Source organism: Streptomyces sp. ALI-76-A, from assembly GCF_030287445.1.
Classification (GTDB): Bacteria; Actinomycetota; Actinomycetes; order Streptomycetales; family Streptomycetaceae; genus Streptomyces.
The window spans coordinates 68,623-86,450 of the sequence record NZ_JASVWB010000003.1 but is presented as its reverse complement, the minus strand read 5'-3'; the positions used below and the strand labels follow the sequence as shown (position 1 = coordinate 86,450).

Below are 17,828 nucleotides of genomic sequence, written 5' to 3'. Positions count from 1 at the left end.
TCTTCACGGAGACGGCTCTGACCTGGGGGTTCTCTTCAGCGACCGAGAGCGACCCAAACCGTCCTCGGTAGCTGTTCCTCAGTCGCTGACCTGTCTGCGGATCACTCGGGAGGAGCCTGGAGACGGCCTCGGTTTTCGGCCGCCGTGGCCGGGAGCGACTCAAGCGACTCTCCAGCCATCCTTCAGCGCCCCCTCCCCCGTGCCGGCCGCCGGGATCCCCGACCAGGTCTCCTCGTTCGCCGCCAGGCGGCCTCCGGCCTGGCGGAGGCCGGGCGGCGACCGGATTCCACCAGCTCCCCACGCACGGCGCCCCACCCCGGTGATCCGGGATGGGGCGCGGGTGCGTTCGGGAGCGGCGGGCCGGGAAGGTCAGGAACGGGTGCCGGTTATCGCGGCAGGTCCCCGCTGTGAGCGGGGGGTCTTCTCCCCCACCTTCCTGACGTCGATGGTGCGGGGATCGACAGCCTCTCCGGGGGCGCCTTCCTGGTAGAGCCCCTGGGGCTGGGTGTCACGGTCGTGCGGGAGCAGGAAGAAGACACGGCGGCGGTAGAGGCCGCTGTCGGGGTCGGCCTCGGCGTGGTCGTCGAGCTCGGCGTATCCCACCATGCGGCCGTCGCGGGCGTAGCGGGGCTTGTTACGGCGGCGGGGGGTCTTGTCGAGTGCCTGGCGCACGTAGTCGAGGTTCTCGGGGTCTTCCAGCCACACCACGTGCGCTTCGTGGGTGAGATCGCCCTCGGTCAGTAGCGAGCTCATGGCTGCTGCCCCTTCTGTGTGTGCCGGGCCGGACGGCGGTCGGTCTCGTGCTGTGGTCCGCTGCCCGTGGTGGAGCCCGACCCCGCAAGGTCATGGTAGGCCGGGTGGGTGGGAGTGTGCAGGGGCACCTGGGTGCCGGGCGGTCGGCTCCGGTGGTGACGCGGTTGGTTCATGACGATGCATCCAGCAGGGCGAGGCCGGGGTAGTACTTGCGGCCGTTGGATTTGATCATGTCGGCGGGCGAGGCCAGGCCCACTTCCTGCCGGACCCGGGTCGCGAAGGCGCGGGCACCGGCGGGACGGATGCCTTCCCCGGCGCTGCACCAGGAGGCGTACGTGGTGTACAGGAGGCCCTGTTCGACGCGCAGGTCGGGCTGGCCCTCGAGATCGCGGGTGCAGCATTCGGTGAGGAACCGGCCGATGTGGTCTTCGGTGTTGGCGTAGGCGGTGGTGGCGATGCGGACGCGGTCGGGTCCCTCGAGGTTGTCGCGGGTGGCGAGGTAGCGGCGGGCGCCTTCGATGAGCCACTGCAAGATGCCGGGGCCTTCGTCGCGGACGAGTTCGAAGGCCAGGTTGTCGATCTTGCGGTGGTCGGGGACGGTGCGTTCGAAGGGCAGCAGGCGGATACGGCGCCAGAACGCGAAACCCCCGGTGGAGACCTCCGGCCTGTGGTTGCCGAGCAGCCACAGGTGGTGGGTGGGGCTGAAGGAGAAGTAGTCCTGCCGCATCCGGCGGGCCTTGATCTTGTCTCCGCCGGTCAGGAGCCGGACACGGGCCTCGTCGAACTTGTCGTTGGGCTTGAGTTCACTACAGACGATGAGACGGCGGCCATGGAGTTCGGTGAGTTCGGTGGAGTGCTCGGAGAACGCGCCGCGGTCCATGAGGAATCCGGGCGGAGCCGCGTCCGCGTAGTCGCCCAGAATCTGGATCATGGTGTCGAGGAGGACGCTCTTGCCGTTCTTCCCGTGGCCGTGGAGGAAGGGCAGGACCTGAGCGCCGACATCGCCGGTGATGGAGTAGCCCAGCAGCAGGTGCAGGAAGTCGATCATCTCCTGCCCCTCGGCGTCGTCGCCGAAGGTGTCATGCAGGAAGCGGTGCCAGCGCGGGGTCTCGATCTGCTGGGGGGCGACGCTGGTGGCGCGGGAGTGGAAGTCCCGGGTGGGGTCGGGCTTGCGCATCAGACCGGTGTTCAGGTCGACGACACCGCCCGGGGTGCACAGGGCGTAGGGATCGCCGTCGAGGGTGTCGGGGTCGACGGACAGGTCCGGGGATGCCTTGGCCTGAGTGAGGAGGGCCTTCATGCCGGTCGTCGACAGGGTGCGCTTCTTGTGCACGTGGAGCTCACGGTCGCTGAACACGCCCCGCGGGTCGGTGTCGGGCATGTCCTCGGCCATCTCGCCCGCGGCCCACAGGGCGGCTTTCTCGCCGCCGGTGCGCTTCCAGCGGTAGCCGTCCCAGGAGAACCAGCCCAGGCCTTCGACGTGGCGGAACTGGTCGCGGTAGAGCTTGACGAACAGCTTGGCGTTGCCGCGGTCGGTGAGCGAGGTGGGCAGCGGAGCCGGCAGCGCCCAGGACGGTGTCGGCAGGGGGGAGGTGTGGGCCTGGGCAGGCAGCGCGGGCGGCTGATGGTCTGTCTGTTCGAGGTCCAGCATCTGCTGGGCGGCAGCGGTGGCGTCGAAGCGCGGCGTCTCGGCGCTGCTCATGAACGTCCTTCGAGGTGGAGCGGGCGGGCGGACCCGGCGGCGAGGGCGTCGTCGATGATGCGTTCGTTTCGGGCACTCTGCCAGGGGCGCGCGGTGTCGGCGGCCTCGCGCAGCAGAGCGCGCGCGGTGGGTTCGTCAAGGTGCCCGGCGGCCGCCAGTCCTCCGGCCGTGTAGGCGGCCTTGTTGAGCTTCTCGGTGAAAGCGGCGCCCTCGGGTGTGGCCGCGCAGTCGGCGACCTCCAGCAGCAGCGGGTCCAGGACGCGGTGCGCGCGCACGGGGGTCCGGGGACGCCGACTGCGGGGAACTCCTGTGGGCCGGGGCGCGGCTGTCGGCCGCTGAATGGTGTGTCCGGTCCGCACGAGTTCCTCGCCCAGCCACTCGGGCAGCGGCGCAGGCAGGTGGGACGGTCCTTCCCGCAGGTAAGTGCCCTGGGTGGTGCGGGTGGTGGGGGCGACGATGTAGCCGCCGTCGGCCCGGACATCGACCTGCCAGGCCAGGGCGACCTTGGTACTGGATCCGGTCGAGCAGCGGAACCGGGTGGCCGGGTGGGGGTTGCGGTACCAGACGTGCAGTCCGCCGGAAGGGGTGCGCACCCTCAGTGTGCTGTCGTCCTCCGCCGGGCTGGGCTGGCCGCGCAGGGCTGCCAGGAGTGCCAGGGTGTCGAAGCCGGAGGCGAGGCCGTGCAGGTTCACGGAGTCGTGGATGGGGATGCCGGGCAGGAGCCGGCTGCGGTCAGGGACCGGCGTGGAGTGTGCGTCGATGTCGATGACGATCAGGTCGGCTCCGCCGCAGGCGACACCGACACCCCAGGACGGCTGTTGGGACCACCAGGTGTCGATACGCGTCGTGCTGGTCGTCGCGGCGTGGAACCCGTGGCACGGGCGGCCGGCCGGGATGCACGCGCACCCGGCCGGAGGGTGGTGCGTGCCCTTGCAGGCCGGGCAGTTGGCGGCGGGCGTCTTACGGCCGACCGCGAGAGGGTGCACCGGCCAGCCCTGTTCGGCGCACCAGCGGGCCACAGCGTGGGATGTCGCAGTCCGCGCGGCAGCGGGCACTCTCATCACGTCGGGGCCGGGCACGCGTCTGTCCTTCGGCGAGGGTCTGGTCCTTCAGTCCCTTCGGCAGGCCCGGCCGGGGAGCGGCCGCGTGCTGGAGTCAGGGACCAAAGGGACTGTAGGGACTGGCTTTCGGAAGAGAGTGTAGGACCTCCGGCCGGGGAGCGGCCGCAGGTCCCCAGCGTGGCGCCGTATCTGTCTCCGGGTCCCTACGGTCCCTTGAGTCTCTGGGGACGGGGCGTCGTCAGCCAGAAATGCCCACATTGTTCCCAATGGGAGGGCCTGAAGGGACCGTAGCCCCTCCACCAGGAGCCGGGGGAGAGGCCCTGGGTGGCGCAGGGACTCAACGAACTGGGCGTGAACGCGTCGCCCGGGGGCGCTCCAGCACTGGGCCGCGGATGCCGCCCTGTGGGCAGGGCCTGAACCGCCGGAGGGCAGGGCCTGAGACCCTCTTTGAGTCCCTGAACATTTCCGCAGGTCAGGAGCAGTGCGCGGTATCCAGAAGGGACTGAAGGGACTGAAAGCTCTAATTATGAGCCACTCACGCTTATACATCTGATCATATGCGCGCGCGCATACACACACGCAGGACTAGCTTATAACTGCCGACTTGAGTCCCTTCAGTCCCTGATGGGCGGCCCGTACCGCTGTGACCTGCACGTTTGCCAGGGACTGAACGGCAGGGACTGAACGTGCAGGGACCCTCCTCGCCACGCAGGGCCCCTCCGGCCCCTCCTCGCCAGGTGCAGGTCGCGTTTGTCCCACGGAAGGGATCGCCGTCGGTGCCGATGAGCCAGGGGCGGCTATTACGACGTAATAGCGTGACGACGTAAGAGCCGCTGGCTGCCGGGCGCGGCGGTGGGCTCTTCCCCGCGTTCCCTGAGGCAGGCTCTGGCAGGCTGCCTTCCGCACACCGGGCTCCTGTCAGGAAAACGGAAGCCCTGCCCGTCCGTGGTGCTCGGAGGGGCAGGGCCAGTGCGGCGGTCGTCAGCCTGACTGTGCTGCCGGTTGATCATCGAAGTGACTCAGGACCTTCTGGAACTCACCAGGGTTGCGTTCTCGGGCCATCTGGTTCAGCAGCTGCAACATCTCGAAGAGGGCCGGCTCCTCCATCTTCCGCATCAGGTGCATGGCGATGAAAGCCGGGTCGTCGTACGGCAGTGGCCGCGGCGGGCGCTGTTCTGTGAACTGCTCACCGGTCCTCGACGTGTCGTCGGTGCTGCTGCTTCGTGGTTCCGGCACGTTCTGCGAGGACTGACCCTGGGTTCCCTGATCCCCCACTGGTGTGTCCAGGGCTGCCGGAGCTTTCCGCGTGCTGCCCTCTATTACGTCGTAATAGCCGTTGGCTGTGCCGGTGTGGTCCTCGGGTGCTTCGGCTTTGTGCTGCTTCCCCGGCCTGCGTTGCTGCTTCTCCGCTTCCTTGCGCTCCCGATCGGCCTTCAGCTCTGCGAGGGCGGCTTGCTGTTGCTCCTGGGGCTTGTTGCCGACCGCGCGAAGCAGGTCGATGGGCTCGTGGCCGATGCGGGCCTGGAGCTCGGGTGCGAGGTTGAGCAGGGCAAGGCGCTGCGAGACCCAGCCCTGGGAGCGGTGGAGGCGCTTGGCCAACGCGGTCTGGCTGCCGTGGATGGCGAGGAGGCGCTGGAGTGCGCGGGCTTCGTCGAGTTCTTCGAGGTCCTGGCGGTGGATGTTGGCGACGAGAGCGGACTCGAGGAGTTCCTCGGAGGTGCTGCCCTGGTCGTCACTCACCATGATCTTGATGGTGCGGAGTCCGGCCTCGCGGGCGGCGGCGAGGCGGCTGCTGCCGTCGATGACGACGTGCGTGGTGTCCGGCTCGAGGTCGGCCTCGCGCTGCGGGTTGACCGTGACGTAGGCATCACGGTTCATGACTGTGATCGCTTGTTTCTGGCCGTGGGTCTTGAGGCTGCCGGCGAGGTCGGTGAGATCTCCGAGAGCGGAGCGGGGGTTGTCGGGGTTGAGGCTGATGCGGTGGACCGGCAGTTCGGTCGGCGGAGCGACGCCGTGGGTGGGCACGCCGGTGGCGGCGGCGACGGCCTGACGGCGTGCGCTGACGGCGGGACCGCCGAAGCGTCCCGCTCCCAGCTTGTCGGCCTTGCTCATGAGATCTCCCGGGCCAGGGCGCGCATGCCGATGGCCTGCTGTGACTTGGGGGCGTAGGACAGCAGGGGCTGCTTCACCCTGACTGCCTCCTTCTGTTCCTTGAGGTCGCCGATGAGCCCGACGACCCGCGGGTCCTTTATGTCGACCCAGCCCTGGAGGGACGAGGTGGCGATGTAGCCGCGGCGCCCGTCGTAGAGATTGACGACGATGCCCAGGTAGTCGATGTCGATCTGGAGGTCGCTGCGCAGGTCGTCGAACTGTGTGGTGAGCAGTTCGTAGGCGTCGGCGGAGCTGTCCTCGGCCTGCACGACGATCAGGGCGCCGGACTGGCCGGGCTTCTCGCCGTCGCGGCGGCGTCCGTAGTAGGCGGCGGCGTCCATGCTGAGGCCGAGGCTGGGCGGGCAGTCGACGAGGATGACGTCGTAGTCGGCTTCGAGCGGAGCCAGGGCCCGTTCCAGGGCGGCTTCGCGGGCGCGCACCTGGGAGAGGCGTACGTCGAGCAGGAAGGCGTCGTTGCAGGCGGGCAGGAGGTGGAGCCGGCCGCCGAAGTTCTCCTCGTCGATGGAGACGATGAGGTCGCGCAGGTCGCCTTTTGGATCGCCGGCCATGTGGTTGGTCAGGCTGTCCCCGTTCATCGGCAGGGGAGTGGCGCCCAGTTGGTTGGTGAGGTGGGACTGCGGGTCGAAGTCGACGAGCAGGACGCGCAGTCCGGGGCCGGGCAGGTTCTCGATGTCGAGGGGGTCGTCTCCTGCGGGCTCGGCGGCGTCGGCTTGGGCTTCGCTGGCGCGCAGGGCCTTGGTGAGTGCTTTGGCGACGCGGACGGCGTGCAGGGTGTTGGGGTCCTCGGCCAGCGCTTCGCCGGTGCCGGCGGTGATGGCCGTCTTGCCGACGCCGCCCTTCTGGTTGCAGACGATGATGCGGCGGGTGATCGCCGGCCGTTCGATGTGGGGGGCGGGGTTGGCATCCAGCCACAACTGGACGGACTGGGCCAGTCCCTGGATGAGAGAGATGCGCCGGTCCGCGGCGACGTTTCGGAAGGTCTCCCACTGACCGTCAGGCAGGAAGGTGGAGAAGGAGTCGGCACCAGAAGTGTCGATTGTGGCGGGCGTCGAGGCCAGGTTGCACCAGTCGTTGATGCCCTGTTCGACGGCGGTCTGGATCTCGACCCCATGCTGGGCCGCTCTGACTTTGAGGTCCTGCCGGAGCCATCCCGGCAGTTTGGAGACGACCTTTTCGCGGTCGCTGGAGGTGGCTGGAGAGCTCATGGTGGACACCTTACTAACGCGCAAGATCGTTCGCTGCATCAACACGTTAGTAATGGGTGCTTCCCGCCACGCCAGTCCTGTCTCAGCCCCCCGTCGGCCTATTACGGCGTAATAGGCCTGCCCCGCCCCCCGGCCGCCTCCGCAGGCAAGCGCTGAAAGGGCTCCTGACGGAATGAGTGGCCGATGGTGGCTGCTCTGGTCAGGGGACAGTGGCAGGCGGGGCAGGTGCCGGTTCTGTGTACTCCCGCTGACGGCAGTGGCCAGGGTTCCTTGCGGCATTGGAGAGAGCCCTGTATCCAAAACTGCTGTGAGACCGCCTGACGGCCCGTAAGGGCCGCCAAGGTCATTTCATACCGCCCCCTCAGAGTTCGGGCGCCCTGGCCACCTTTCTGAGGGTCGACTTTTCCGACCCATCCCAAGGAGATCCTTGGGCTCTCTTGGGATCCCTTGGGTGGGCCGGAATCGCTACTCTGACGGCATGACAGACACCGCTCAGCCCACCGGCCACTGCTACTGCGGTTGCGGCAAGGAGATCGGCTACGGCCGCTTCTTCGCCGCCGGCCACGACAAGACCGCCGAAGCCGCGTTCCTCGCCATCCACCACGGCGGCACCGTCGCCCAGATGCTCCACGCCCACGGCTACGGGCCCGGCGAGGACAAGTCCGTCACCAAGGTCGCCGTGGACAAGGGGCTCTGGCTGGAGTGCCCGCGCGGCTGCGGCTACCGAGGCGCCCGCGAGAGCATCAACAATCACGTCAACCGCTACCACTGAAACTGGAACCGGCCGCCGTACGTGGCTCCACTGGTGCGAGATGGAGCAACAGCAGCGTCACAGGCGCTCATCCAGCACCTGGCCCCGTGGCCCGCACGACGCTAGCGTCAAGTCCATGATCGTATGGCTCAACGGCACCCACGGCGCAGGCAAGACGACGACCAGTACGCTCGTGCGGCAACTGCTCCCGGACTCGCAGGTGTTCAATGCCGAGAAAGTCGGCGAGACACTCATGGACATCACGCCAGGGCTGCCCGCGACGGACAACTTCCAGCACTGGCCGCCGTGGCGGCCCCTCGTGGTCGAGACCGCCCGACGTGTCCTCGACTACACCGGCGGCACCCTGGTGATGCCCATGACGGTCCTGGTCGAGCAGTACTGGCGCGAGATCAGCTCGGGCCTTGCCCAGCACGCCATTCCCGTCCGGCACTTCGTCCTCCACGCCGACCAGGACACCCTCCGCCGGCGCATCGCGGGCGACACCGTTCTCGGCCCCGACTCCCCGTTCCGTCTCCAATACCTTCAGCCCTACGCCGAGGCGGCCCGCACGTGGCTGCACGCCGAGGCCGAGGTCGTCGACACCACGCACCTCACACCCGCCCAGACCGCCCGGCAGATCGCGGAAGCCGTCAAGAGGTGAGAGAACGACCTTCCGGCGTCGGATCTCGCAGGTCACGACAGGCCGGCCCAGGTGACAACTACCGTGCTCCGGCTCAGGCACCGCCCGTCACGGCAGTGGCTCGACAACAAGATCAGTAATCGAGGTCCAGGTAGTCGATGTCATTGATTTCGACGTCGGAGAGCCCCAGGGCGCGGCTGCCTCCGTCCTGGAAATAGATCTCCTTGAATCCTTCGGCGATGATGCCGCGCATCTCCTGGTCACCGGCTCCGGCGTTGCGGGCGTCGAACAGGCGCTGTGCGTACGCCGGGGGGAGGTGCACGGTCAGCCGCCGGAACCGGCCGTCGTCGGTGGTGCCGATGGGCGCGGTGTAGCCGAACCGGGCCCTGGTCTCCACCGTGATCCCTGTCGTGGTGGCCGCCTCGCGCTGTCGCCGCTTGCGTACTTGGGGCTGCCAGCGGGCCCGGACCGCGTTGTCGATCCTCTCGGCGACGTCGGGGCGGGCGTGCTTGCGGGCGCCGCGCCGGTAGCGGTTGACGGAGTCGGCGGTGACCCCGATCTCCTGCGCGACGGCCTTCGCGCTGCCCAACTGCCGGATCAGGTAGCCGATCTGGCCCTTGAGGGTCTTCGGCGGCTGACGGGTGAACGCCTCCCGGTCGGCGCGTTCGATGGCGTCGTCGATCTCGCCCACCGGTTACTCCCCTTCGTCCAGGACGGCGTCGCCGCCCTTGATGTGGCGGGCCGGGTTGAGGCCCTGCTCCATCAGGTCCACCGCCCAGGCCATGGACTGGACGCCTTCCAGCTTCGCCAGGCCCGGGGTGGGGCCGAGGCGGAAGCCGCCGGGCTGTGGCTTGCCGGAGGCGTCGTAGGGCAGGAAGGCGAGCGGGCTGTCGCCCGGCGAGGGGTAGACGACGCAGTCGGACAGCACGGCGAGCGGGTACAGGCCCGTCATCTTCGCCATGTTGGTGAGCTTGCGGTGCATGTTGACCCGCGCCTTGCTGATGACGGCGGCCCGGATGTCGGGGCGCCAGGTCGGCCGCTCCAGCGCCGGCCACCGTTCGCCCTGCTTGTAGTGGCGGCCCTGTGGACGCTCACGCAGCTTGCCCACGCCGCCCTTGACGGTGGCTTTGATGGCGGTGAGGACGGCGGTCAGGGCCGGGTCGACGTCCTTGTGCCGCTCCATCGCCGCCAGGAAGGCGCGGTCGTCCAAGTCCTTGGTGACCCCGAGGTCGGCGAGGGTGTCGACGTAGGCGGTCTTGAGGCGGTCGTGCCAGGGGTCCAGGTACGCGCCGGTCTCCCGGCGCAGATACGCCTCGATCGGAGCCACGTCGTAGCCGAGCTCCTGGGCGTAGGCGATGGTGTGCGTCTGGTACCAGGCCGGCCCCGTCGGGCGCTGGCCGGTCGGCGTGAACGGCGACGGCAGGCGCGGGTCGAGCTCCACGTGGGACAGGTCGACCAGCCAGGAACCGGGGATCTTCGGGTTGAACGTCGGGGCGTGGAAGTGGTCCGGAGCGGACAGGCCGACGACCAGGCGGGCCGCGGCGGCCAGGAACGCGGTGTTCAGGTCCAGGCCGACCGCGTACGGCAGCGAGACCTCCCGGCCGTCGAGCGAGTCGACGTCGCGCACCCACTGGTACGCCTCCTCGTCGAGGAAGCCGCCTGTCCAGCCGGAGTTGACGACCACCGGGTGCTCGGGGGTGGCCTCCGGAGGAGCCGGGTCCATCGGCTCCGTGCCCAGCGAACCGGGATTGCGGCCGGAGACCCAGGTGCCGCTCGTCTCGTCCCGTACGGCGCGCGTGGGCGGACGCAGCGCGGTCATCAGTTCCAGGCCGGAGACAGCTGTGGAACCGCGCGGGGTGATCACGCGGTGGGCGTAGATACCGAGGACGCGGGCGATGTCGGCCGGTTCCATCTGCGCCACGCCGGGCCAGGAGCGCTCGTCGAGGGCGTCCCAGGACAGGATGGCCAACTGCACGCATTGGCGCCGGCCGGTCTGCGCGGGACGGTAGATCCGCGCCCATGGGCCGAAACCCCGCTGGGTCAGCTTCCACTTCGCCTTGACCACCTGCTTGACCGCGGGGTGGTCGGCGGGCAGGCGCAGGGAGCGGCGCTGCTCATGCCCTTCGAGACGCTCCGGCAGCCCGAGTCTCACGGCGGCGGCCGCGGTGAGCACGATCAACGGGTCGGAGTCCTTGCCGTAGCGGTTCAGCTTCGGTGCGCCCAGGCCGGACTCGGTGAGCGTCCACTCCACCAGCTCGGGGACGGTGGTGGCGGGGCAGTCCAGGACGATGCCGCCGATGCCGTAGGCGCTGCCGTCACCGTCCAGGACTGCGAGGGGTCCGTGCGGGAACTGCGGATCAGTGCTGACGGGCTTGAGCGGCTTCTTCGCGGCTGGCCGGCGTGAGGAAGCCGGGCGGGCAGGTGAACGCCGTGCGGCAGGCGCGGCAGGTTCCACTGAGGTGGCGGGTTCTTCTGCGGCAGGGGCTTTTCCTGCGGAAGCGCCCGCGCCCGCGGACGGGGCGGGGAGCGTCTGTGACGGGGATGGGGAGGGGATGGCGGGGTAGCGGTGCGCGAGGCCTTCGAGGAGTCGGCGGTAGGCCTCCAGTCGTTCGCCCTTGGGTTCGGCGCGGCCGGCTTCCCAGGCGGTGATGCTCGGCACGCGTACGCCGAGCGCCTGGGCGACGGCGGCCTGGGTGAGGCCGGCTGCCTCGCGCAGTCGTACCCGCTCGGCGGGAACGGGCAGGACGGTGCCTTCGTCGACGGCGGCGAGCAGCGAGTCGATCGCGGTGAACAACTGCGGTGGCTGGTCGGTCATCTGTGGTTCTTCCTCGCTCACCGGACGCCCTGGCGGATCTCTTCGAGCCGGGTCATCAGTCGCTGGTAGCGCTGGGAGGCGGCCTGGGAGGAGTTCAGTCCCTGGTGCTGGGCGATCTGCCGCCAGTCCATGCCGCGCCGCCGGGCCTCGATGACCACCTGGGTCTCCAGCCGGTCCAGCTGTTCGCGCATGTCTTCGAACAGGCCCAGCGCGGCGCCGATGTCGGCGGGCATCACGCCCGATGCCTGCCCGTGGTCGCTCTGCTCACCGGCGGCGGCCAGCAGCCGCCCTATCAGGGATGCGTCCTGCTCGACATGGCGCGCGGCCGTGGTGTCGTCGGCGGGGGCCTGAGCCAGTGCGGACAGCCGCTCACGGGCCTGCCGGCGGGAGTCTCGTGGCATACGGCCACCGTATCGCACGCAGACAATGAAACAACGAATCGTTGTGTGATTGCCCCCTTGCCCTCTTGCCCTCTTGTCCCCTTGCCCTCTTGACCTGTGCCGGGCCGCAGCGCTGCCGCGCGGTGCGAGGCAGCCGCGAGGTTCAGCGGTCGGCGGCCTCGGCTGGGGCCGGGCGGCGCTGTGGCCCGTCCGACATTCGTTTGCCTTTGCCCTGGCCACGGGTCCACGGCAGGGTGGCCGGGCACCGCGAGTCGTGGTGCCGGTCTTCGAGGAGCAGCGGCGGCGAGATTCGTCCCACGACAGATGAGGACGTCGACGTCTTCGTCGACACGGTCCATGCCGCGTTCGGGCGCTTCCCGGAAACGCCGGTCGAGGGCGGCGGGCTCTGGTGGTCGGCGCTCGAGATGGACCGCTGCCTGCTCGCCCTGACGGCGGACGGGCGGCCCGTCGGCACCGCCGCCGCGCACGCCTTCGAGCTCACCCTGCCCGGTGAGACCCTCGTCCCGGCCTCCGGGGTGACCGCCGTCGGCGTCCTGCCCTCGCACCGGCGCCAGGGCGTGCTCAGCGCGATGATGCGGCATCAGCTCGCCGAATTGCGGGCCCGCGGGGAGTTCCTCTCCGTGCTGCTGGCCTCCGAGGCTCCGATCTACGGCAGATTCGGCTACGGACCGGCGACCTACACGCAGCAGCTGACGGTGCCGCGCCGCCAGGCCGCTCTCGCCGTTCCCCGGGCCCGCGAAGCGGCCGACGCGCGGGCGGCCGGCTCGGACAGCGGCTCCGTCGAGGTACTACTACACCGTCGCGGCGTTGTGCCCGCGTAGGGTCGTGGCGCAGTGTGCCGTGGGGTCGCTGCTGGTGCTGTTGTGGGGCACGCGGCTCGCCGAGCCCGGGATCGGCCCGCTCAGTGTGGTGTTCGTGACTGTGACGGTCGCTGTTCTGTGGGTGACCGGCGAGTCGTCGAACACCACCTTGCATGAGAGCGCGGACGCGGCGGCGGAGGCGCTGTTCGCCGTGACCGCGAGGCCGGAGCCGGCCAAGGCCAGGATGGCGAACGTGCTCATGAGCTGTCGCTTCACTCCTGGGTCCCTTCAGTTCCCGAATACAGGGGAGCCCGTCCCCCAGCGGTGGTGCGGTTGCCCGCCCGGGGCGATGTCGTCCGGGTACGTGGAAAGCTGGCTCGCAGGACTGTTCCCTCTCGCCCAACCAGGGGTTGAACTGCGCCTGCAACCAGGGTGGTTGCCGGTGTACCACCAGGGGTGTAGCTGTGCTTGCAAGCGGGGTGAGGTGATTGCTCCTGGCCTACGTCCGTCAACAGACCCCGGCGCGGAGATCACCGGCGATCGGGAGGTACCGCGGCCCCTGCCTCACCATCGGTCTGCTCATTCCGCGCTGCGGGATCGCAGGCGCGCTGCCCTCAGGGACCGCCGGCGCTGCTGGACACGGCCGAGCTCCAGCTAGGCCTGCTGGACATCATCCGGCTCGGATGACCGGCCGAAGTCATGGGCCGGAGAGGATCCAGACGACCTCGACACGGCCGGGTTCGCCCGTCTCCAGGGGTTCATGAACGCGGTACAGCACGCTGATGCGATTCCCTGTGTCCGGCGACGGCTGAGTCATGATGCGCCGCAGCTCTGCGCCCCGGACGGGTTCCACGCTGCTGTGCGGGTCACGCGGGTCGACGGCGAGCTGGTCCAGGACGTCGTGCACGGCCCGGCGCGCGCCCGCCGACAGGTGTGCGAACTCCTCGTACAGCCTCGGCGGTACCTCGACACTCCAGTCGGTCACGCGACGCCCTTGCTGTCGAGGTGTTCCCAGAGCTCGTTCACGGGCCGCGACTGGCTTGCGCCGGCGAGCGAGGCCTCGATGGCGGCCGCCACCTCGGGCCGGGTCCGCAGCGCGACGAGGTGGCGGGCCTCGGCGATGACCTCGTTCTGCGCCGCGCCGAAGCGGGCGGCCTCGAGCCGCGCGTTGAACGCGACGAGTTCGACCGGGTCGATCGCGGCGAGGGCCGCGCGCAGCTCGGCCAGTGTCTGGGGGCCCTCGCCGGCCTCCAGCCGGTACGCGTCGGCGTAAGACCTGGCGGGCGTCTCGTGCGGCAGCGCGCTCATGGTGACCTCCGGAGTTCTCTGCACCCACCACCGTACGCGGTCCGTCGGCCCCTCGGACACGGACTGTGCCGAGGCCGGGCTGTCCCGGGCGGGTGGCCAGTCCGGGCGACACTGGTTGCGTGATCGTCGAACGCGCGTATGCCCATCTCTCCTCGTACGACGAGGAAACCTGGCCCTGGTCGGTGCCCTGCGTCCGACAGCTGCTCAACGAAGGATTGCGGTTCACCGCACCGGTGACCTTTCTGGTCGGGGAGAACGGCTCGGGGAAGTCGACACTGGTGGAGGCGTTGGCGGAGGGTTTCGGTCTGGACTCCTACGGCGGCTCCCACGACTGGCGCTACGCTTCCCCGCGCGGCAAGTCGACCCTCGGCGAGCGGATGAGATTCGACGCCGCCTCGGGGCGCGGGCGTCGTATGGCCACCAGCTGGTCAGCCCGTAAGGGCTTCTTCCTCCGTGCCGAGACGGCGTTGGACGCTCTGGGCAGGGAGGGGTTCTCGCCGGACTCCGTCAGCCACGGTGAGGGCTTCCTCGCGGCGTTCCGCGGGAAGTTCCTCCACGCCGGCCTCTATGTTCTCGACGAGCCGGAGGCGGCGCTCTCCTTCTCCTCGTGCCTCGAACTGATCGGGCACATCGACCGGTTGGCCAAGGAGGGCGGCCAGGTCATCTGTGCCACGCATTCCCCGTTGCTGACCGCACTGCCGGGCGCGGACATCATCGAGGTCGGTGAACACGGCATGCGGAGGGTCGCCTGGCGGGAGCTCGGCGTCGTGGATCACTGGCGCCGCTATCTCGCCGACCCGCACGCCTATCTGCGGCACATCGTCGAATCGTAGGCGGGCCCCCTCCTCAGCCCTCATCACATGGGCGACACGTGTACGCCGAGCCTGGTCCATGCCGCACCCAGCCGCGCGGAACGGCGTCGACGCGCCTCAGCACTGGAAGTGACGTCATTCTCAACGGCCTCCCCGCCCGAAGTGGCGCGCAGGACGACCCGGCTTCCCTGCTGGCTCAGCATGACGATCGACGCACCATGAGCGAACACCTCGTCGTCGGGATGGCGCGTCAGCATGAGGGTCCTTGATCCCCTGCCCAGATGGCTGAACAACACAGCAGTCTCCCCAGATGGGAACTGACCGGGAGGCTATCGCTGGGCTGGCATGCCGAGGAGTACGGGCCCCGCCTCCGGCGGTCGTGTCAATCTGCCGGCTCAGGCGCTGCTCGACGGGTCTCGGGCTGCGGGATGCTGTCGGTGGAGGGTGTGGGCGCGCGAGGCGCCTGTGCCGGTCGGCTGCGAGGTCAGCTGGGCCGGGATGCGATCTGGCGGCGAGCAGACTCCCAGACTTCCTCGAACTGCTCGGAGGTGAGGTGTTCGGGGTCGTTGCCTTCCCATTCCGCGACGGGCAGCTCGGCTGTGATCCCGAGCCTGTTGTCGTACTCATCGAGTCGGCCCGCGTCGTAGGCCCGCTGCCACTCGGCGAGGGAGGCAGCTGCGATCGGGGTCAGCTCAGCCCCTCGAGTTCGACCTGCCGGATCACGCAGCCTTCGGCGTCGACCTCGAAGGCCGGGTCAGGCGTTCTGCTTCTGCGGGTGCAGGTCGAGTGTGATGTGCGGGTTGAGCGCGTGCAGGAAGTCGGGGGCGTCGAAGATCTCGCCGGCGGAGACGACGCCGACGGCTTTGGTGCGGCCGGTCAGGACGCGCTCGAGGGCCTCGGCGACGAGGGGCGCGGTGACGGCGTAGATGTCCTGGCCGCTGGCCGTGGCCCGGCGTTCGGCTCCGCGGGAGCGGACGACGACGTCGACGAGGAAGGTCTGGTTGGAGCGCCCGCTCTCGTCGGTGGCGGTCGGGGCCGGTGTGTGGGGGGCGGCGACGTCTTGGGCGGCCTCGGCGGTCATGTAGGTGGTCACGTCGGGGATGGAGAGGTGCTGGGGGACGGTGACGACGTCCGCCATCGTGAACTCCGCGATCACGGGCCGGGGTCCCATCGGTTGCGGGAAGGTCCATTCCACGGTGGGCGCGGCGTCGGTGCGGTGTTCCCACTGTCCGCCGCTGTAGCGCAGGCGGTGGTTGCCGCGTCGCTCGCGGGAGACCGCGCCCGAGAGCCGGGTGCCGGCGGTGGGGTGCCAGTTGCTGAGCGCGTAGGCGATGTGTGCCTCGTCGGCTTCGGTCCAGTCGCCCATCGCCGCGGTGGCCAGCAGGTCGCCGAGGCCACCGAAGAAGGCCATGGCGGGGACGATCACCGCTTCCGCGTCCCGGGCCCGCTCGCGGTAGTGGGCGAAGGTGTCGAGGTTGGCCTCGAGTTCGGCGGCCACGTCCAGGTAGGGGATCTGCGCGCGGAGCGCGGCCTCGATCACCGGGCCGATGGTCGAGGCGAAGGGGCCGGCGCAGTTGATGACCGCCGCCGTTCCCGCCAGGGCCCGGTCCAGCGAGGCCGGGTCGTCGACCGACGCCACCCGGGCCTCCAGCCCGTGCTCGTGGGCCAGCTCCTTCAGGGTTTGCGCGTTGCGCCCGGACAGCACCGGGACGAATCCGCGCGCGGCCAGCTCCGCGACCACGAACCGCCCGGTGTGACCGTATGCGCCGAACACCGTCACCAGCTGACCTGACCCCATGAGACTGCTCCCGTGTACTCGAACGCCCGCTGCGAGGTCCACCCGCTGCGGCCTGACACTCAGATCCTGTCCCTGTGGCAGCAACCCGCGTGAGCGTCGGAAACGACACGCCACGTACAGTTTCGGACATGCCCGCTGTTGCACTGGCCGTCACCGACGGCATGCTCCACTACGAACTGTCCGTGGCCGTCGAGGTCTTCGGAGCCGACCTGACCCACGTCGTGGACCCCTGGTACGACTTCTCCCTCTGCGGGAGCGGTCCGGTACACGTCGGCCGCTTCCGCCTGGAACCCGACCACGGACTCGACCACCTCGCGCACGCGGACACAGTCATCGTCCCTGGCTGGGCCGACACCGACCGCGATCCGCCCGCCGAGCTGGTCGAGGCGGTGCGTGCGGCCCACGCGGCCGGTGCGCGTGTGGCCTCACTGTGCACGGGCGCCTTCGTCCTGGGCGCGGCAGGACTGCTCGACGGCAGGCGCGCCACCACACACTGGGCCCACACCCAGGAACTGGCCCGGCGCCACCCGGCGGCCACCGTCGATCCGGACGTCCTCTACGTCGACAACGGCGACGTCCTCACCTCCGCGGGCAAGGCCGCCGCCATGGACCTGTGCCTGCACCTGGTCCGCCTCGACCACGGCTCGGCCAACGCCAACAAGATCGCCCGACGCCTGGTCATCCCACCCCACCGCGACGGCGGCCAGGCCCAGTTCATCGCCACCCCCCTCCCCGCCCCGGGCAACCACCCGCTGGGCGACCTCTTCCCCTGGGCGCTGGAGCGGCTGGACCAGCAGCTGACCGTAGAGGACCTGGCCCGCCGGGCCCGCATGAGCTCACGCCACCTCGGCCGTCACTTCAAGCACCTCACCGGTACCACGCCACTGCAATGGCTCCACACCCAGCGCATTCGCCACGCCCAGGAACTACTGGAGACCACCGACGCCACCGTGGACACCATCGCCGCGGCCACCGGCATGGGCACCGCCACCACCCTGCGCCGCCACTTCCACCGCAGCGTCGGCGTCCCACCCGACACCTACCGCCGCACCTTCCGCTCCTGAAGAAGTAGTTCCAAGACCCCGGCGGCCAATCGAACAGTGTTAAGGCACGGTGCCGTCCGAAGCGGTTGCGCGACCTCCTGCCCGACCGCCACCTGGTCGACGCGGGCTACGCAGCGGCCAGGGAAGTGGTCACCGTCCGCCAGATCACCATGTGGGTCCGATCCTCGCGTGCACCAGCTGGCAGACCAAGGAAGGTGGCGGCTTCGCCTAGACGCCGACTTCGCCATCGACTGGGAGGACCAGCAGGTGACCTGTCCCAACGGCGCGACCAGCCGTCGATGGGCCGAAGACCGAATCGCAGGAGGGGCAGCCGTGGTGCGGGCACGGTTCCCGACGGCTGCCTGCCGTCCCTGCAAGGCCCGGAGCAGTGCACGCTCCAACAGCAAGTCGGACATGGGCCGCCGGATCACCCTCCGCCCGGGCGGAGGGTGAGGCGATCCAGCAGGCGCGCGCCCAGGAAGACACCCCGGAGCGGAAAGGGCAGGCACGCACACCGGGCTGGTGTCGTTTCCGCGTCCTGCCCGCGATGGCCGGGCGGCACGCTGT

At 69.7% G+C, this 17,828-nt stretch carries 17 protein-coding genes and 2 pseudogenes; 5 read left to right on the top strand and 14 right to left on the bottom strand.

Annotation, left to right across the window (positions count from 1 at the left end):
- Positions 1 to 369 precede the first annotated feature (369 nt).
- The 5 genes from QQS16_RS35965 to QQS16_RS35945 form a co-directional block, all read right to left on the bottom strand.
- Positions 370 to 753 carry a DUF6009 family protein gene (locus QQS16_RS35965; protein ID WP_286066705.1) on the bottom strand — a complete coding sequence of 128 codons (384 nt, stop codon included), beginning with the start codon at positions 751 to 753 and terminating at the stop codon, positions 370 to 372.
- Between the two features lie 169 nt (positions 754 to 922).
- A complete protein-coding gene (locus QQS16_RS35960; RefSeq protein ID WP_286066704.1) occupies positions 923 to 2,455 on the bottom strand; it encodes a DNA primase family protein in 1,533 nt (510 codons plus the stop codon).
- The gene (locus QQS16_RS35955) at positions 2,452 to 3,474 is read right to left on the bottom strand and encodes a bifunctional DNA primase/polymerase (protein WP_286066834.1); all 1,023 of its coding nucleotides are present in this window, start codon (positions 3,472 to 3,474) and stop codon (positions 2,452 to 2,454) included. Before QQS16_RS35955 ends, QQS16_RS35960 begins: the two co-directional genes overlap by 4 nt.
- Before the next feature lie 1,023 nt (positions 3,475 to 4,497).
- Positions 4,498 to 5,628, bottom strand: a complete 1,131-nt coding sequence (locus tag QQS16_RS35950) for a ParB/RepB/Spo0J family partition protein (RefSeq protein WP_286066702.1) — start codon at positions 5,626 to 5,628, stop codon at positions 4,498 to 4,500.
- Positions 5,625 to 6,893, bottom strand: a complete 1,269-nt coding sequence (locus QQS16_RS35945) for a ParA family protein (protein WP_286066701.1) — start codon at positions 6,891 to 6,893, stop codon at positions 5,625 to 5,627. Before QQS16_RS35945 ends, QQS16_RS35950 begins: the two co-directional genes overlap by 4 nt.
- 478 nt (positions 6,894 to 7,371) lie before the next feature.
- Here QQS16_RS35945 and QQS16_RS35940 point away from each other — a divergent pair, with 478 nt between their 5' ends.
- Together QQS16_RS35940 and QQS16_RS35935 are read left to right on the top strand one after the other, a co-directional pair.
- Positions 7,372 to 7,665, top strand: a complete 294-nt coding sequence (locus tag QQS16_RS35940; RefSeq protein WP_286066699.1) for a hypothetical protein — start codon at positions 7,372 to 7,374, stop codon at positions 7,663 to 7,665.
- Between the two features lie 115 nt (positions 7,666 to 7,780).
- Positions 7,781 to 8,305, top strand: coding sequence for an AAA family ATPase (locus QQS16_RS35935; RefSeq protein WP_286066698.1), 525 nt, complete (start codon positions 7,781 to 7,783; stop codon positions 8,303 to 8,305).
- A 112-nt stretch (positions 8,306 to 8,417) separates the two neighbouring features.
- Here QQS16_RS35935 and tpg read toward each other — a convergent pair whose 3' ends face one another.
- From tpg to QQS16_RS35920, 3 genes are read right to left on the bottom strand one after another with little or no spacing between them, the layout of a single operon-like run.
- Entirely contained in the window at positions 8,418 to 8,975 is a 558-nt protein-coding gene (tpg, locus tag QQS16_RS35930; protein ID WP_286066697.1) for a telomere-protecting terminal protein Tpg, read from the bottom strand.
- Positions 8,976 to 8,978: 3 nt separating this feature from the next.
- The gene (gene tap, locus QQS16_RS35925; RefSeq protein ID WP_286066696.1) at positions 8,979 to 11,099 is read right to left on the bottom strand and encodes a telomere-associated protein Tap; all 2,121 of its coding nucleotides are present in this window, start codon (positions 11,097 to 11,099) and stop codon (positions 8,979 to 8,981) included.
- A gap of 17 nt (positions 11,100 to 11,116) precedes the next feature.
- Positions 11,117 to 11,500 (bottom strand): hypothetical protein, encoded by a 384-nt coding sequence (locus QQS16_RS35920; RefSeq protein ID WP_286066695.1) that lies wholly within the window; start codon positions 11,498 to 11,500, stop codon positions 11,117 to 11,119.
- 233 nt (positions 11,501 to 11,733) lie between these two features.
- On the opposite strand from QQS16_RS35920, the pseudogene QQS16_RS35915 reads away from it, so the two are divergent.
- A pseudogene (locus QQS16_RS35915) lies at positions 11,734 to 12,291 on the top strand (GNAT family N-acetyltransferase); the annotation flags it as partial.
- Here the strand turns inward: QQS16_RS35915 and QQS16_RS35910 are convergent.
- The 3 genes from QQS16_RS35910 to QQS16_RS35900 all read right to left on the bottom strand — a co-directional run bounded on the left by QQS16_RS35910 (position 12,292) and on the right by QQS16_RS35900 (position 13,608).
- Complete coding sequence (locus QQS16_RS35910; RefSeq protein WP_286066694.1) at positions 12,292 to 12,561, bottom strand: hypothetical protein; 270 nt, start codon at positions 12,559 to 12,561, stop codon at positions 12,292 to 12,294.
- A 436-nt stretch (positions 12,562 to 12,997) separates the two neighbouring features.
- The gene (locus QQS16_RS35905) at positions 12,998 to 13,285 is read right to left on the bottom strand and encodes a hypothetical protein (RefSeq protein ID WP_286066693.1); all 288 of its coding nucleotides are present in this window, start codon (positions 13,283 to 13,285) and stop codon (positions 12,998 to 13,000) included.
- Positions 13,282 to 13,608 (bottom strand): hypothetical protein, encoded by a 327-nt coding sequence (locus QQS16_RS35900; protein ID WP_286066692.1) that lies wholly within the window; start codon positions 13,606 to 13,608, stop codon positions 13,282 to 13,284. Before QQS16_RS35900 ends, QQS16_RS35905 begins: the two co-directional genes overlap by 4 nt.
- Before the next feature lie 119 nt (positions 13,609 to 13,727).
- On the opposite strand from QQS16_RS35900, the gene QQS16_RS35895 reads away from it, so the two are divergent.
- Positions 13,728 to 14,441, top strand: coding sequence for an AAA family ATPase (locus QQS16_RS35895; protein ID WP_286066691.1), 714 nt, complete (start codon positions 13,728 to 13,730; stop codon positions 14,439 to 14,441).
- Between the two features lie 23 nt (positions 14,442 to 14,464).
- Here the strand turns inward: QQS16_RS35895 and QQS16_RS35890 are convergent, their stop codons facing one another.
- The 3 genes and pseudogenes from QQS16_RS35890 to QQS16_RS35880 form a co-directional block, all read right to left on the bottom strand.
- The gene (locus QQS16_RS35890) at positions 14,465 to 14,677 is read right to left on the bottom strand and encodes a PIG-L family deacetylase (RefSeq protein ID WP_286066690.1); all 213 of its coding nucleotides are present in this window, start codon (positions 14,675 to 14,677) and stop codon (positions 14,465 to 14,467) included.
- Positions 14,678 to 14,904: 227 nt separating this feature from the next.
- Positions 14,905 to 15,167: pseudogene (locus QQS16_RS35885) on the bottom strand (hypothetical protein); the annotation flags it as partial.
- A gap of 7 nt (positions 15,168 to 15,174) precedes the next feature.
- Positions 15,175 to 16,218 (bottom strand): saccharopine dehydrogenase family protein, encoded by a 1,044-nt coding sequence (locus QQS16_RS35880; RefSeq protein WP_286066689.1) that lies wholly within the window; start codon positions 16,216 to 16,218, stop codon positions 15,175 to 15,177.
- Positions 16,219 to 16,346: 128 nt separating this feature from the next.
- On the opposite strand from QQS16_RS35880, the gene QQS16_RS35875 reads away from it, so the two are divergent.
- The gene (locus QQS16_RS35875; RefSeq protein WP_286066688.1) at positions 16,347 to 17,282 is read left to right on the top strand and encodes a helix-turn-helix domain-containing protein; all 936 of its coding nucleotides are present in this window, start codon (positions 16,347 to 16,349) and stop codon (positions 17,280 to 17,282) included.
- Positions 17,283 to 17,828: the final 546 nt, after the last annotated feature.